The 15,124-nt window shown below is 68.6% G+C and carries 12 protein-coding genes; all 12 read left to right on the top strand.

Features of this window, described 5'->3' with window-relative positions:
• Window positions 1–48: 48 nt before the first annotated feature.
• On the top strand, window positions 49–453 hold the full coding sequence (locus ACZY0X_RS25900; protein ID WP_463774472.1) for a DUF3040 domain-containing protein: 405 nt from the start codon (window positions 49–51) through the stop codon (window positions 451–453).
• 376 nt (window positions 454–829) lie between these two features.
• Window positions 830–1,261 carry a division/cell wall cluster transcriptional repressor MraZ gene (mraZ, locus tag ACZY0X_RS25895; protein ID WP_241404745.1) on the top strand — a complete coding sequence of 144 codons (432 nt, stop codon included), beginning with the start codon at window positions 830–832 and terminating at the stop codon, window positions 1,259–1,261.
• Complete coding sequence (gene rsmH, locus ACZY0X_RS25890) at window positions 1,236–2,453, top strand: 16S rRNA (cytosine(1402)-N(4))-methyltransferase RsmH (RefSeq protein WP_463774471.1); 1,218 nt, start codon at window positions 1,236–1,238, stop codon at window positions 2,451–2,453. The genes mraZ and rsmH overlap by 26 nt, the downstream gene beginning before the upstream one ends.
• On the top strand, window positions 2,453–3,580 hold the full coding sequence (ftsL, locus tag ACZY0X_RS25885; protein ID WP_463774469.1) for a cell division protein FtsL: 1,128 nt from the start codon (window positions 2,453–2,455) through the stop codon (window positions 3,578–3,580). The genes rsmH and ftsL overlap by 1 nt, the downstream gene beginning before the upstream one ends.
• The gene (locus ACZY0X_RS25880; RefSeq protein WP_463774468.1) at window positions 3,577–5,481 is read left to right on the top strand and encodes a peptidoglycan D,D-transpeptidase FtsI family protein; all 1,905 of its coding nucleotides are present in this window, start codon (window positions 3,577–3,579) and stop codon (window positions 5,479–5,481) included. The genes ftsL and ACZY0X_RS25880 overlap by 4 nt, the downstream gene beginning before the upstream one ends.
• A 43-nt stretch (window positions 5,482–5,524) precedes the next feature.
• The gene (locus tag ACZY0X_RS25875; RefSeq protein ID WP_463774467.1) at window positions 5,525–7,054 is read left to right on the top strand and encodes a UDP-N-acetylmuramoyl-L-alanyl-D-glutamate--2,6-diaminopimelate ligase; all 1,530 of its coding nucleotides are present in this window, start codon (window positions 5,525–5,527) and stop codon (window positions 7,052–7,054) included.
• Window positions 7,051–8,598 carry a UDP-N-acetylmuramoyl-tripeptide--D-alanyl-D-alanine ligase gene (locus ACZY0X_RS25870; protein ID WP_463774465.1) on the top strand — a complete coding sequence of 516 codons (1,548 nt, stop codon included), beginning with the start codon at window positions 7,051–7,053 and terminating at the stop codon, window positions 8,596–8,598. The genes ACZY0X_RS25875 and ACZY0X_RS25870 overlap by 4 nt, the downstream gene beginning before the upstream one ends.
• Window positions 8,595–9,674, top strand: a complete 1,080-nt coding sequence (mraY, locus tag ACZY0X_RS25865) for a phospho-N-acetylmuramoyl-pentapeptide-transferase (protein ID WP_241404751.1) — start codon at window positions 8,595–8,597, stop codon at window positions 9,672–9,674. Before ACZY0X_RS25870 ends, mraY begins: the two co-directional genes overlap by 4 nt.
• Before the next feature lie 163 nt (window positions 9,675–9,837).
• A complete protein-coding gene (gene ftsW / locus ACZY0X_RS25860; protein WP_463774464.1) occupies window positions 9,838–11,451 on the top strand; it encodes a putative lipid II flippase FtsW in 1,614 nt (537 codons plus the stop codon).
• Window positions 11,448–12,578 (top strand): undecaprenyldiphospho-muramoylpentapeptide beta-N-acetylglucosaminyltransferase, encoded by a 1,131-nt coding sequence (gene murG, locus ACZY0X_RS25855; RefSeq protein ID WP_463774462.1) that lies wholly within the window; start codon window positions 11,448–11,450, stop codon window positions 12,576–12,578. The genes ftsW and murG overlap by 4 nt, the downstream gene beginning before the upstream one ends.
• Window positions 12,575–14,020, top strand: coding sequence for a UDP-N-acetylmuramate--L-alanine ligase (gene murC / locus ACZY0X_RS25850; RefSeq protein ID WP_463774461.1), 1,446 nt, complete (start codon window positions 12,575–12,577; stop codon window positions 14,018–14,020). Before murG ends, murC begins: the two co-directional genes overlap by 4 nt.
• A complete protein-coding gene (locus tag ACZY0X_RS25845; protein WP_463774460.1) occupies window positions 14,017–15,051 on the top strand; it encodes a cell division protein FtsQ/DivIB in 1,035 nt (344 codons plus the stop codon). Before murC ends, ACZY0X_RS25845 begins: the two co-directional genes overlap by 4 nt.
• Window positions 15,052–15,124: the final 73 nt, after the last annotated feature.

Below are 15,124 nucleotides of genomic sequence, written 5' to 3'. Positions count from 1 at the left end.
AGACGACTTTGGACGGTCGCCACGGCCGCGGCAGCATGGGAGGCACGGATGCCACTCTCCGATCATGAGCAGCGCATGCTCGACCAGATCGAGAGCGCTCTCTACGCCGAGGACCCAAAATTCGCCTCGAGTGTCCGCGGTGGAAATCTCCGCGCCCCCTCAGCCCGTCGCCGCCTGCAGGGCGGAGTGCTGTTCGTGATCGGTCTGGCGATGCTCGTCGCGGGCATCGCCGTCAAGGCCACCTGGATCTCAAGCCTGCCGGCGCTCTCGGTCGTCGGCTTCATCATCATGTTCGGCGGTGTGGTCTTCGCGATCACGGGTCCGCGCGTGGTGGGTGGTCGCGATGCGCAAGCGCCCGAGGGTGGTGCGCAGCGCGCACGGAAGGCCAAGGGCGGCAGCGGCTCATTCACCAGCCGCATGGAGGACAGGTTCCGCCGCCGGTTCGACGAGTAGACGCTCGGTAGTCGACACAGGGGTGGCCCCATAGGGGCCGCCCCTTTTTCATGCCCATCTGGCGTGCCCCTGGTGGGGGGCCGTGGGGCTTTGCCTTGCCGCGGGTCACGACACGCCGATTTCGGCCGGCGCCGGGCGGGCGGGGGTGATGACGCCCCACCACGCCCCACCTCATACCTAAAGGGCGCCTAGCTGCGACTTTGGGAACTGCCGCTGGAACGACGCGGGCCCGCGAACGCTCCGAGATGGGCAGGCGTGGCAGAAGGTGGGGGAAGTGGGGGAACTTTTGCCATCGTGTGGCACAAAGTGGGGGATTGTGGGGTAAAGTGGCGGACATCGGAACGACCGGGGTTCTGAGGTGGTGGGAGGTGGCGGGATGTTTCTCGGCACCTACACGCCAAAGCTCGACGACAAGGGGCGGCTCACGCTGCCCGCCAAGTTCCGCGACGCACTGGCAGGGGGGTTGATGGTCACCAAGAGCCAAGATCACAGCCTCGCCGTCTATCCGCGTGCCGAGTTCGAAGCGCTCGCGGAACGGCTCACGCAGGCGTCGCGGAGCAATCCGGAGGCCCGGGCCTACCTGCGCAACCTGGCCGCGGCCACCGACGAGCAGCATCCGGATGCGCAGGGCCGGATCACGCTGACGGCCGACCACCGGCGGTACGCGGACCTGACCAAGGAATGCGTGGTCACCGGTTCGATCACGTATCTGGAGATCTGGGACGCGCAGGCCTGGCAGGAATACCAGGCTGCCCACGAAGAGAACTTCTCCGCGGCCAGCGATGAAACTCTGCGCGACATCATTTGATCCGGAAGCCGGCCTGCACGGTGCCCGTGCATCGTGGCCTCTGCCCGAACCGACCCTGGCGTACTTCCCCGACGCCAGGTTCGCGACCTCGGGCAGGGACCTCGATGTAGGGGCATCGCTTCTCCTGCGGATGACTGAGGCGAGGAGGTTCGCGATGTCCGATGACAACCCCGACAACGACGAGCGCTCCAACACACCGCGCTCCGACACACCCCGCGACGACACACCACGCGAAGCGCCGCACGTACCCGTCATGCTCGACCGCTGCGTCGAACTGCTGACGCCCGCGCTCACCCGGCACAGCGCCGACGGCACCGGCGCGGTTCTCGTCGACGCCACCCTGGGAGCCGGTGGGCACTCCGAACGATTCCTCGCCGACCTTCCCGGTCTGCGACTGGTCGGCCTCGACCGTGACCCCACTGCGCTGGCGATCGCCGCCAAGCGCCTGGCCCCCTTCGGCGACCGCGTCCGTTTCGTCCGCACCGCCTACGACGGCTACTGGGCGGACCGCGCCGAACCGACGGTGGACGGCGTGCTCTTCGACCTCGGTGTGTCGTCGATGCAACTCGACCAGACCCAACGTGGCTTCTCCTACTCCCACGACGCCCCGCTGGACATGCGGATGGATCCGGACGGACCGCTGACTGCCGCCGATATCGTGAACACCTTCAGTGAGAAGGAGATCGCGCGGATCCTGCGGGAGTTCGGCGAGGAACGCTTCGCCTCCAAGATCGCCGCCGAGATCGGTAGGCGTCGGGCTCGGCAGCCGTTCACCACCACCGGTGAACTCGTCGAGGTGCTCTACGCCGCCATCCCGATACCCGCTCGACGCACCGGTGGGCACCCGGGTAAGCGAACGTTCCAGGCGCTGCGCACGGCGGTCAACGGTGAACTGGACTCGCTTCGCGATGCGCTGCCCGCGGCGCTCGACGCGCTCCCGGCCGGTGGCCGGATCGTCGTGATGGCATACCAGTCGCTCGAGGACAAGATCGTCAAGGGCTTGTTCAGCGCGGCCACAGCATCTCGCAGCCCATCGGGGTTGCCAGTCGAACTACCCGGCTACGAACCGCATTTCACGGCGCTGACCCGTGGTGCGGAGAAGGCCGACGCCACGGAGATCGAATTCAACCCGCGTAGCGCATCGGTTCGGCTGCGGGCACTCGAGAAAGTCATCAGTAGGGAGGGCTCGTGATGGCCAAACGGACAGAACCCGTACGCCGCAGCGGCGAGCGGAAACGACCGGGGCGGGACAACCCGACTTCGCGGCGCTCGGGTGAGGCTGCGCCGCGCGGGCGCCGGTCCACGCGCGAGCAGCGTCCACAGCGGGCCAAGGGCAGCGCTCCGGCGACCAGTCCGATCCCACGGCCCAACGAGGCGCCGGGCAGGCCGAAGAACGCGGCCCAGGCCAAGGCTCGCTCCAAGGCACGCAAGGCCAAGGCGCCCAAGGTCGTTCGGCCGCCACTGCGGGTTCGGCTTCGGGAACGGATTCTGGTCAAACTCTCGACCATCGAGCTGAACCCCCGCGAACTCGTCAGCAGGGTGCCGTTCGTGGTCCTGGTGATCGGTGCGCTTGGCATCGGACTGGCGGTCACGCTGTGGCTGTCCACCGACGCAGCTGAGCGCTCCTACCAACTCGGCCATGCCCGCCAGACGAATCAGGCTCTGCTGCAGCAGAAGGAAGCTCTCGAGCGCGATGTGCTCGAAGCCCAGGCGGCACCTGCCCTGGCGGAGTCCGCGCGCCAGCTCGGAATGATCCCCTCGCGGGACACCGCCCACCTGGTGCAGGACCCGGCGGGAGCATGGGTCGTCGTCGGCACGCCCAAACCCGCCGAGGGCGTCTCGCCGCCGCCGCTGAACTCCCCACTGCCCGAGGCGGCCCCACCGGCGCCGCCTGCGGCTCCCGGGCCGCGCGTGGTCGAGCCGCGTGAGCAGGTGGTACGCCTCCCGGGTCGACCGGCCCAGCCGAATCCCGAGGTGCCCGTGCCCGGAGGGGTTCTCGCGGCACCGGACATGGCCGGAGTCCCGGCCGCACCGGCCGCACCGGCCGCGCCAGGCGCGCCACTCGCGGCCGCGCCGCCCGCCGCGCCTGACGTGCCGGCCGCACCACCCGCGCCCGCCGTGCCGGAACACGGTGTGCCCACGCTCCCCGGTCCCGCGGTTCCCGGTGCCGAGATGCCGGCCACCGACGTCGCCCCGCTGGCTGCGCCGTTGGCGCCTGAGGCGGGGCACATCGCCTCGCCGCTGACGCCCACGCTGCCCGGCCCGTCCAGCGAGCAGCCCGTCTTGGTCGCCCCACCCGCTCCCGGTGTACCTGAATGAGTCGGATCCGCCGCACCCCCCAACCGGCGAAGTCCACTGCCGGTCAACCGCATTCGGCTCGTGCTCGGCGCACCAGGGAGCCGGCCGCTGAGGGCGGCCTGCGCAGCGCGTCGTTCGTCTTCCGGCATCGGGTGGGGAACGCGGTCATCGCACTGCTGCTGTTGATCGCGGGTGCGCAACTCTTCAATCTGCAGGTGCCAAAGGCCGCCGGGCTGCGCGCCGAGGCTGCCGGTCAGCTCAAGGTGACTGACATCAACCCGGCGGTGCGCGGCAGCATCGTCGACCGCAATAATGACAAGTTGGCATTCACCATTGAGGCCCGGGCACTCACCTTCCAGCCGGCCAAGATCCAGAAGCAGCTGGCCGACGCGCACACCGCCGATCCCGCTGCGCCCGAACCGGCCAAGCGCCTCGCCGCCATCGCGGCAGGAGTCTCGGGTCTGCTGAACAACAAGCCCGACACCAAGACTCTGCTCAAGAAGCTCACCGGCAAGGACTCGTTCGTCTACCTGGCGCGCTCCGTGGATCCGTCGATCACTGATGCGATCACCACCAAGTACCCCGAGGTCGGCTCCGAGCGTCAGGACATCCGCCAGTACCCGGGTGGGTCGCTGGCCGCCAATATCGTCGGCGGCATTGACTGGGATGGCCACGGCCTGCTGGGTCTTGAGGACTCACTCGACGCCAAGCTCGCGGGCACCGATGGTTCGGTCACCTACGACCGTGGCTCCGACGGTGTCGTGATCCCGGGCAGCTACCGCAACCGGCATGACGCCGTCGACGGGTCGACGGTCCAGCTGACCATCGACGACGATATCCAGTTCTACGTCCAGCAACAGGTCGCGCAGGCCAAGAGCCTGTCCGGGGCGAAGAACGTGTCGGCTGTGGTGCTCGACTCGAAAACTGGTGAGGTCCTTGCCATGTCGAACGACAACACGTTCGACCCCAGCCAGGACATCGGTAGGCAGGAGGACCGCGAACTCGGCAATCTCTCGGTGTCCTCACCGTTCGAACCGGGCTCGGTGAACAAGATCATCACCGCCGCGTCGGCGATCGAGTTCGGGCTGACCAACCCCGACGAGATGCTGTCGGTACCCGGCTCGATCGACATGGGTGGCGTCACCGTGAAAGACGCCTGGGTGCACGGCGTGATGCCGTACACCACCACGGGAGTGTTCGGAAAGTCCTCCAACGTCGGAACGCTCATGCTCGCGCAGCGTGTCGGTGAGCAGCGGTATGCCGAGATGCTCGACAAGTTCGGGCTCGGACAGCGCACCGGCGTGGGCCTGCCCGGTGAGAGCGCGGGTCTGGTGCCGCCGATCGATCAGTGGTCGGGCAGTTCGTTCGCCAACCTGCCCATCGGACAGGGGCTCTCGATGACGCTGCTGCAGATGACCGGCATGTACCAGGCGATCGCCAACGACGGTGTCCGCGTGCCCCCGCGCATCATCAAGTCCATCATCGCTGACGACGGTAGCCGCTCCGACGAGCCGCGGCCCGAGGGAGTGCGGGTGGTCTCACCCGAGACGGCGCGCACGGTGCGGCACATGCTGCGGGCCACGATCCAGCGCGATCCGCGTGGTGAACAGCAGGGCACCGGCTGGCAGGCCGCCGTCGAGGGGTATCAGATCGCGGGCAAGACCGGAACGGCCCAGCAGATCGACCCGGGCTGCGGCTGCTATTTCCAGGACGTCTACTGGATCACGTTCGCCGGTATGGTGCCTGCCGATGACCCGAGGTATGTGGTCGGCGTGATGATGGACAACCCGCATCGCACGGCCGACGGACAGCCGGGTACGACGGCGGCGCCGTTGTTCCACAACATCGCCGCATGGCTGCTGCAGCGGGAGAACGTGCCGCTGTCGCCCGATCCCGGACCCCCGCTGGTCCTCCAGGGCTGAGCATGGACGGCCGACGTCGTCGGGCCGGTACTGTGTCAACGCCATGAAGCTGCGTCCCTCGCACCCGGTCGGTGCCGATCTCGCGCACCTCGCGGAACATATCGCCGCCACACCCGCATTTGGGGCGGTCACCGCGGGTGTCACGGTCACCGGTGCCACGCTGCGCAGCCAGGATGCGATGCCCGGCGATCTGTTCGCCGCGCTGCCAGGGTCGTCCTCGCATGGCGCCGCCTTCGCTGCCGACGCCGTCGCACAGGGGGCGTTGGCCGTGCTGACCGATCCAGACGGCGCCGCGCTGCTGGGTGCCGATCTGGGGGTCGCGGTTCTGGTGCATCCGACGCCGCGTGCGGTGCTCGGAGAGTTGGCGAGCACCGTCTACGGGAACCCCTCGGACCATGTACGCGTCATCGGCGTGACCGGCACATCCGGCAAGACCACCACCACCTATCTGGTGGAGGCCGGGCTTCGGGCCGCCGGGCGGGTGGCCGGGCTGATCGGGACGGTCGGCATCCGAATCGACGGACGCGACGAGCCCAGCTCGCTGACCACACCCGAGGCGCCCGACCTTCAGGCGCTGCTCGCTGTCATGGCTGAGCGGGGCGTCGACACCGTTGTGATGGAGGTGTCGAGCCACGCGCTGACCCTGGGCAGGGTGGACGCCGTGCACTTCGCCGTCGGCGGCTTCACTAATCTGTCCCGCGATCACCTGGATTTCCATCCGACGATGGCCGACTACCTGGACGCCAAGGCGCGTCTCTTCGAACCCGAGTCCGCGACACACGCCGACATCTCGGTGGTGTGCATCGATGACGATGCGGGTCAGAGCATCGCGGCGAGGGCGCACGACCCGGTGACGGTGAGCATCGAGGGTCTGGGTGACGGCTGGCAGGCGCAGGATGTGCGCGCGGCAGGCCAGGCCGGCCAGGACTTCGTGGCCCGCGACCCCGCGGGCGCGCGCCATCCGCTGCGTGTCGCACTGCCGGGCCGCTACAACGTGGCGAACTGCCTACTGGCCGCGGCGATGCTCGACGCCGTCGGCGTGTCCCCGGATCAGGCCGCACCGGGACTGCGGACGGCGCGGGTCCCGGGTCGCCTCGAACCCGTCGACAGGGGACAGGGATTCCTGGCCGTCGTCGACTACGCGCACAAGCCAGGAGCGTTGAACGCCGTGCTCGAGACGTTGCGTCGCGAGACTGACGGCCGGGTGGCTGTGGTCTTCGGCGCGGGCGGCAACCGAGATCAGGGCAAGCGCGAACCCATGGGCAGGGTCGCGGCCGAACTGGCCGACCTCGTCGTGGTGACCGACGACAACCCACGCGATGAGGATCCCGCCGAGATCCGTGCGTCCATCGTGGCCGCGGCGCGCGCAGCCGATACGTCTGCGGAGGTGGTCGAGGTGGGAGATCGGCGCTCGGCGATCGAGCACGCGGTGCGCTGGGCCCGTGACGGCGATGTCGTGCTGGTGGCGGGCAAGGGACACGAGGCCGGCCAGACCGCGGGTGGGCAGACCCGGCCGTTTGACGACCGTGAGGAACTCGCGCTCGCCCTCGAGACACGAAGGGACAAAGCGTGATCGACCTGACCCTGGCCCGTATCGCCGAGATCGTGGGCGGCGAGCTGTCCGACATCTCGCCGCAGGAGGCCGCCCTCACACGGGTGACGGGGACCGTCGAGTTCGACTCTCGCGCAGTGAGCGCCGGCGGACTGTTCCTGGCGCTGCCGGGCGCGAGATCGGACGGCCACGACTTCGCTGCAGGCGCGGTGGCCGCGGGCGCCGTCGCGGTGCTGGCTGCGCGGCCCGTCGGAGTACCCGCCATCGTCGTGAAGCCCGCACCGGCGGCATCGGGTTCGGCCGCGGGAGTGTTGGAGTACGACACCGATGGCTCCGGGGCCGCCGTACTCGCGGCGCTGGCGAGGCTGGCGGCTGCCGTCGCAGCCGAGCTAGTGGCAGGCGGTCTCACGATCGTCGGCGTGACCGGGTCATCGGGTAAGACGTCCACCAAGGATCTGCTGGCGGCCGTACTGGACCCGCTGGGCGAAGTGATCGCCCCGCCGGGATCCTTCAACAACGAACTGGGCCACCCGTGGACGGTGCTCCGCGCCACCACAGACACCGACTACCTCATCCTCGAGATGTCGGCTCGCCACCCGGGCAATATCGCGGCGCTGGCCGCCATCGCACCGCCTGCGATCGCGGTGGTGCTCAACGTCGGCACGGCTCATCTCGGTGAGTTCGGCTCCCGCGAGGTCATCGCCGCGACGAAGGCCGAGTTGCCGCAGGCCGTCCCGGCCTCTGGTGTGGTGATCCTCAATGCCGATGACGCCGCGGTGGCGGCGATGGCGGATAAGACGGCGGCACGTGTGGTGCGGGTGGCACGCGACGGCGCCCAGCGGGCCGATGTCTGGGCGCAGGACGTCATGCTCGACGAACTCGCGCGGCCGCGGTTCACGATGCACACCGCGTCGGGCGCGGTGGCCGTCGAACTCGCCGTGCACGGTGACCATCAGGTCTCAAACGCGTTGTGTGCCGCTGCCGTCGCCCTCGAGTGCGGCGCGAGCCTCGAGCAGGTGGCCACGTCGCTGGCGGGTGCGGGTCCGGTGTCGCGGCACCGCATGCAGGTCAGTACGAGGGCCGACGGTGTGACGATCGTCAACGACGCCTACAACGCCAACCCCGACTCGATGCGGGCTGGCCTGAAGGCGCTGGCGTGGATGGCGAAGTCCGGGGGACCGGACGGGGCGCCGCGCAGAAGCTGGGCGGTTCTGGGCGAGATGGCCGAACTCGGCGACGACGCGATCATCGAGCATGACAACATCGGTCGACTGGCGGTGCGTTTAGATGTGTCACGACTCGTCGTGGTTGGAACTGGGAGGTCGATGAGCGCGATGCATCACGGAGCTGTCATGGAGGGATCGTGGGGCAGTGAGTCCATGATGGTGCCCGACGCGGACGCGGCGCTGGCCCTGTTGCGGGCCGAGCTGCACGATGACGACGTGGTGCTGGTGAAGGCATCCAACTCCGCGGGACTGTCGGCTCTTGCGGAGGCGCTCGCTGACGACCGGGGGATCGACACCGGCGGGCAGGAGCGCAGCGACCGGGGGATCGACACGGCATGAGACAGATACTCATCGCCGTCGGCATCGCGCTGGCGGTGTCGATACTCCTGACACCGGCACTGATCCGGGTGTTCACCCGACAGGGATTCGGGCACGAGATCCGCGAGGACGGGCCGCCGAGCCACCAGAAGAAGCGTGGCACGCCCTCGATGGGTGGCGTCGCGATCCTGGCGGGCATCTGGGCCGGCTACCTCGGCACCCACCTGGTCGGACTCGCCCTCGACGGTAAGGGGCCGTCGGCATCGGGTCTGCTGGTGCTGGGGCTGGCGACCGCTCTGGGCGCCGTCGGTTTCATCGACGACCTGATCAAGATCCGCCGGTCCCGCAACCTCGGGCTGAACAAGACCGCCAAGACCGTCGGTCAACTGGTGGCGGCGGTGCTGTTCGGCGTGCTGGCACTTCAATTCCGCAACGCCGACGGTTTGACTCCGGGCAGCCCCGAACTGTCCTACGTCCGCGAGATCGCCACGGTGACGCTGGCCCCGGCGGTGTTCGTGCTGTTCGTCGTGGTGCTGGTCAGTGCGTGGTCCAACGCGGTGAACTTCACTGACGGTCTCGACGGTCTTGCCGCGGGCGCGATGGCCATGGTCACCGCGGCCTACGTGCTCATCACGTTCTGGCAGTTCCGCAACGCGTGTGCGACGAGTCCGGGGCTGGGCTGCTACAACGTGCGCGACCCACTCGATCTCGCGCTGGTCGCCGCCGCGACCGCGGGTGCCTGTATCGGCTTCCTGTGGTGGAACGCCGCGCCGGCCAAGATCTTCATGGGGGACACCGGATCGCTGGCACTTGGCGGCATCATCGCCGGGTTGTCGGTGACCAGCCGGACCGAGACGTTGGCGATCGTGCTTGGCGCGTTGTTCGTCGCCGAGGTCACCTCAGTCGTAGTGCAGATCCTGGCGTTCCGGACCACCGGTCGCCGCGTGTTCCGAATGGCTCCGTTCCACCACCACTTCGAGTTGGTCGGGTGGGCCGAGACCACGGTCATCATCAGATTCTGGTTGCTGACAGCGATCGCCTGTGGATTGGGCGTCGCTCTCTTCTACAGCGAGTGGATATCCACCGTCGGAGCGTGACCTGGTCTCGCCGTGCCCTGAACGAGACCTTCACTTTGGGCGACACGCGCCGGATGTCCGGCCGATCCTGCGTGTGACGGGGGAGGATTTTGGGGTGCAGGGGACAGCTGAGTCTTGTGATGTTTTTGTGACTCATGTGATTGACGTGGCCGGGTAGGTGACGATGCCCGCATTGCTGTCCCGGTTACGACTGCGCATGCCGTTCGTCCGGCAACCCGAACCCGCCGCCGATGGCGCCGCCCCTGCCACCGCGCCCGTCGTCCCGCGTACCCGCGTCGGCGCCTGGCTGAGCCGCCCGATGACGTCATTCCACCTGATCATCGCCGTGGCCGCATTGCTCACCACACTCGGCCTGACCATGGTGCTGTCGGCATCTGGCGTGTACTCCTACGACTTTGACGGCAGCCCATGGGCCGTCTTCGGCAAACAGGTGCTGTGGACGCTCGTCGGGCTGGTCGCGTTCTACATCGCGCTCCGCATGCCGGTCAGCCTCATGCGGCGCCTCGCATTTCCCGGCTTCGCCCTGACGATCGTGCTGCTCGTCCTGGTGCTCATCCCCGGAATCGGCAAGATTGCCAACGGCTCCCGCGGCTGGTTCGTTTTCGGTGGGCTCTCGATGCAGCCATCGGAGCTGGCGAAGATCGCCTTCGCGATATGGGGAGCACATTTGCTGGCCTCGCGCCGCATGGAACGCGCATCACCGAAGGAGATGCTCTTCCCACTGGTTCCCGCCGCGGTCATCGCGCTGTTTCTCATCGTGATGCAGCCCGACCTCGGCCAGACGGTGTCGCTGGGCATCATCCTGCTCGGCCTGCTCTGGTTCGCAGGTCTGCCGTTGCGGGTCTTTGTCAGCTCGCTGGTGGCGGTCATGGTGTCGGCCGCGGTGCTGGCGATGTCGGCGGGCTACCGTTCGACTCGCGTGCAGTCGTGGCTGAACCCGGGCGCCGACTCACAGGGGGCGGGTTATCAGGCCCGCCAGGCGCGGTACGCACTGGCCAACGGCGGGATCTTCGGCGATGGCCTTGGTCAGGGCACCGCCAAGTGGAACTACCTGCCGAACGCGCACAACGACTTCATCTTCGCGATCATCGGCGAGGAACTGGGGTTCGTCGGTGCGATGGGTCTGCTGTTGTTGTTCGGCGTGTTCACCTACACCGGTATGCGCATCGCACGACGTTCGGCCGATCCGTTCCTGCGCCTGCTGACCGCGACCACCACCTTGTGGATCCTCGGCCAGGTGTTCATCAACGTCGGCTACGTGGTTGGCCTACTACCCGTTACCGGACTGCAGCTGCCACTGATCTCAGCTGGTGGAACATCAACGGCGACAACGCTCCTGATGATGGGCATCATCACCAACGCGGCGCGACACGAACCCGAGGCCGTGGCGGCGCTTCGCTCTGGCCGCGACGACCGGATGAACCGGCTGTTGCGTCTGCCGCTGCCCGAGCCCTACGTGCCGACCCGGTTGGAGGCCGCCAAGGACCGGCTGCGCTCGCGACCGAAGAACACCGCCGACGCCAAGACCGCAAAGACCGCCAAGACGGCGAAGACCGCCAAGAACAGCAAGAGGGCGGCGGCACCCAAGTCTCCGGGCAGGGCTCGAGCCAAGGCGGATCCGGCGCGCAAGCCGCAGCCGGGGCGCGACGAGCGCAGGCGTACCGGCCATGCGGCCGACCGGCGGGTTGGGGGCGCAGGGCATCATGGAGGCCGTCAGAGCCAACAGAGCCAACAGGGCCGGCGGGCTCGCTCACTGGAAGGCCAGCGTTACGGGTGAACGACCCCGCGATTTCCGTGGTCCTTGCCGGTGGAGGCACCGCGGGACACGTGGAGCCGGCGATGGCAGTCGCCGATGCCCTGGTAGCACTGCATCCCGGTATCCGAATAACGGCTCTGGGCACCGAGCGCGGTCTGGAGACCAGACTGGTGCCCGAACGTGGCTACGACCTGCGATTGATTCCGCCCGTGCCGCTGCCTCGCAAGCTGACCGGTGAACTGCTGCGCCTGCCGTTGCGGGTGCGATCATCGGTGCGCCAGACCCGTGACGTCCTCGACGACGTGCAAGCCGACGTCGTGATCGGGTTCGGTGGGTACGTGGCGCTGCCGGCTTACCTGGCCGCCCGCGGCGGTCTGCTGCGACGGCGGTCCATTCCGGTGGTCGTGCACGAGGCCAACGCCGCCGCCGGGTGGGCCAACCGGGTGGGCGCACGCTCGGCGCACCGCGTCCTGTCGGCGGTACCCGACCCTGGCCTGCGACGCGTCGAAGTGGTGGGGGTGCCGGTCCGTCAGGCCATCACGGATCTGGACCGCGCCGCGCTGCGGGCGCAGGCCCGCGCGCACTTCGGCTTCGACGCAGATGCCAGGGTGCTGTTCGTGTTCGGTGGGTCCCAGGGTGCGCAGTCGATCAACCGCGCCGTCTCCGGTGCCGCCGATGCCCTTGCCGCAGCCGGGATCTCGGTGCTGCACGCGCATGGGCCGAAGAACGTCCTTGACCTTCCCGAACCGCGGCCCGGTGATCCGCCATACGTCGCGGTGCCCTACCTGTCCCGGATGGATCTGGCCTACGCGGCCGCCGACCTGGCGGTCTGCCGGTCCGGCGCCATGACGGTGGCAGAGGTCAGCGCCGTCGGCCTTCCGGCGATCTACGTGCCGCTGCCGATCGGCAATGGCGAGCAGCGCCTGAACGCGTTACCCGTGGTCAATGCAGGGGGTGGGGTGCTGGTCGACGATGCCGACCTGACACCGTCACTCATCGCCGAGACCGTGGGAGGTCTGTTGTCCGATGATCAGAGGTTGTCTGAGATGACGTCAGCGGCGGTGTCGGCCGGCCATCCCGATGCGGCCCGGCGAGTGGCCGAGGTGGCACTGGCCGTGGTCGGCGAGCGTCGGAGTCGGATCCGATGAGCGCCCGTGACCTGCCCGCGGAGTTGCAGCGTGTGCACATGATCGGCATCGGGGGTGCGGGCATGTCGGGCATTGCGCGCATCCTCTTGGACCGCGGCGGTCAGGTGTCGGGATCCGACGCCAAGGAGTCGCGCGGGCTGGTTGCGTTGCGCGCTCGGGGAGCGTTGATCCGCGTCGGCCACGACGCCTCGTCGCTCGACATGCTGCCGGGTGGGCCGACCACCGTCGTCAGCACGCACGCCGCCATCCCCAAGACAAACCCCGAACTCGTTGAGGCGCACCGCAGGGGCATCCCGGTCGTGCTGCGGCCCGCAGTGCTCGCCAGCCTGATGGACGGCTACACCACGGTCATGGTGACCGGCACTCACGGCAAGACCACGACGACGTCCATGGTCATTGTCGCGTTGCAGCACAGCGGTTTCGACCCGTCGTTCGCCGTCGGTGGTGATCTCGGGGAGGCAGGCACCAACGCTCACCACGGCAGCGGCGACTGTTTCGTGGCCGAGGCCGACGAGAGTGACGGCTCACTGCTCGAGTACACCCCCGACGTCGCCGTCGTGACCAATGTCGACGCAGACCACCTGGACCACTTTGGAAGCGTCGAGGCCTACAACGCGGTGTTCGACCAGTTCGTCGCGCGGCTGCGGCCCGGCGGGTCGCTGGTGGTGTGCACCGACGACGCTGGCGGCGCAGCGCTGGCCGCGCGGTCCCGCGAACTGGGCGTACGAGTGCTGGCCTACGGCAGTGACAGGGGCGGTAGTGACAAGGGCGACGACCCGAATCTCGAAGCGAAGCTGGTGACTTGGACCCAGCAGGGCACCGGTGGCGTCGCGGAGATCAAACTCGCAGGCGATTCCGGCCCCCGCGGTATGCGGTTGGCGGTACCCGGCAGACACATGGCGCTCAACGCATTGGCCGCACTGTTGGCTTCCCGTGAAGCGGGTGCCGACGTTGCGGCCGTTCTCGACGGACTCGCCGGTTTCGAGGGGGTCCGCCGCCGATTCGAGGCGGTGGGCACCGCCGCGGGTGTGCGGGTCTTCGACGACTACGCGCATCACCCCACCGAGGTGCGCGCGACGCTGGAGGCGGTGCGGGCCGTCGCGGGCGACGGGCGTTCCCTCGTCGTGTTCCAGCCACACCTGTACTCGCGGACACAGACCTTCGCCCGCGAGTTCGGCCACGCGCTCGATCTGGCCGACGAGGTCTTCGTTCTCGATGTGTACGCCGCGCGAGAGCAGCCCCTGGCAGGCGTGAGCGGTGCGAGTGTCGCCGAGCACACCACGGTGAACACGCACTACGTGCCCGACTTCTCCGCGGTCGCCGCTCGCGTCGCGGCCGCGGCCCGACCCGGTGACGTCGTCGTGACGATGGGCGCCGGTGACGTGACGCTGCTCGGACAGGAGATCCTGGTGGCGCTCGACGCACGGGCTCGGAATCCATGACCGAGCCCCAGGATCCCGCGGAGGCCGACGGCGTACTGGAATCAGACGGCCCACTGGAATCAGACGATGTCGTGGAATCAGAGGTACCGGAATCGACTGACGCCGAACCGGATCCGGACGACACTGCCGAGGCCCCGGAACCCGCCGCTGACACGCCTGACGATCCCGCCGCTGACCCCGGCGGTGTAGCCGAGGAACCCGAACCGGAGCCGGACCACGAGGGCCCGCGTCGACGGGCACGACGGGAGCGGGAGGAGCGGCGTGCCGCTCAGGCGCGGGCGACGGCCATCGAGGACGCCCGGCGGGAGGCCAAGCGCAAGGTCGACGGCCGCACCGTCGCGGAGCCGAAACGCCCTGCCCGCGGCCTGATCCGGGGTTTGAAGGCGCTGCTGTGGTCCGCATTGATCAGCGTGCTGGCGGTTAGCCTTGGTCTGCTGCTGTACTTCACGCCGATCATGGCGGCGCGGTCCACGGTGATCACCGGTCTGGTCACGATCACTCAGGAGGAGGTCGAGCAGGCCGCCGCCGTCGCGCCCGACACACCGCTGCTGCAGATCGATACGGATGCGGTCGCCGAACGGGTCGCGACGATCCGGCGGGTGGCCAGCGCCAGGGTGCAGCGCGAGTACCCGTCCACATTGCGCATCACCGTCGTCGAACGCGTCCCCGTCGTGGTCAAGGACTATCCCGACGGTCCGCATCTGTTCGACCGGGACGGTGTCGACTTCGCCACGGCGACACCGCCGCTCGGCCTGGCTTATCTCGATGCCGACAATCCCGGACCCAGCGATCCACCGACGAGGGCGGCGCTGGAGGTCCTGCTCGCACTGCGGCCGGAGGTGGCCGGACAGGTGAGCCGCGTCGCCGCTCCGTCGGTCGCGTCGATAACGCTGACGCTGTTCGATGGCCGACAGGTCATCTGGGGCACCACGGATCGCACGGAGGAGAAGGCGCTCAAACTCGGCGCGCTCCTGACTCAGCCGGGTCAGACCTACGACGTCTCCAGCCCGGACCTGCCGACGGTCAGGTGACGCCTTACACGCGTCCGAGGCGAAAATGCTCGAAAACCCTTCGGCGCGCCTGCGCAGATGTACTCCGAACTCG

The organism is Mycobacterium sp. IDUB_39, from assembly GCF_055419205.1.
This window is presented reverse-complemented; position numbering and strand designations above follow the sequence as displayed.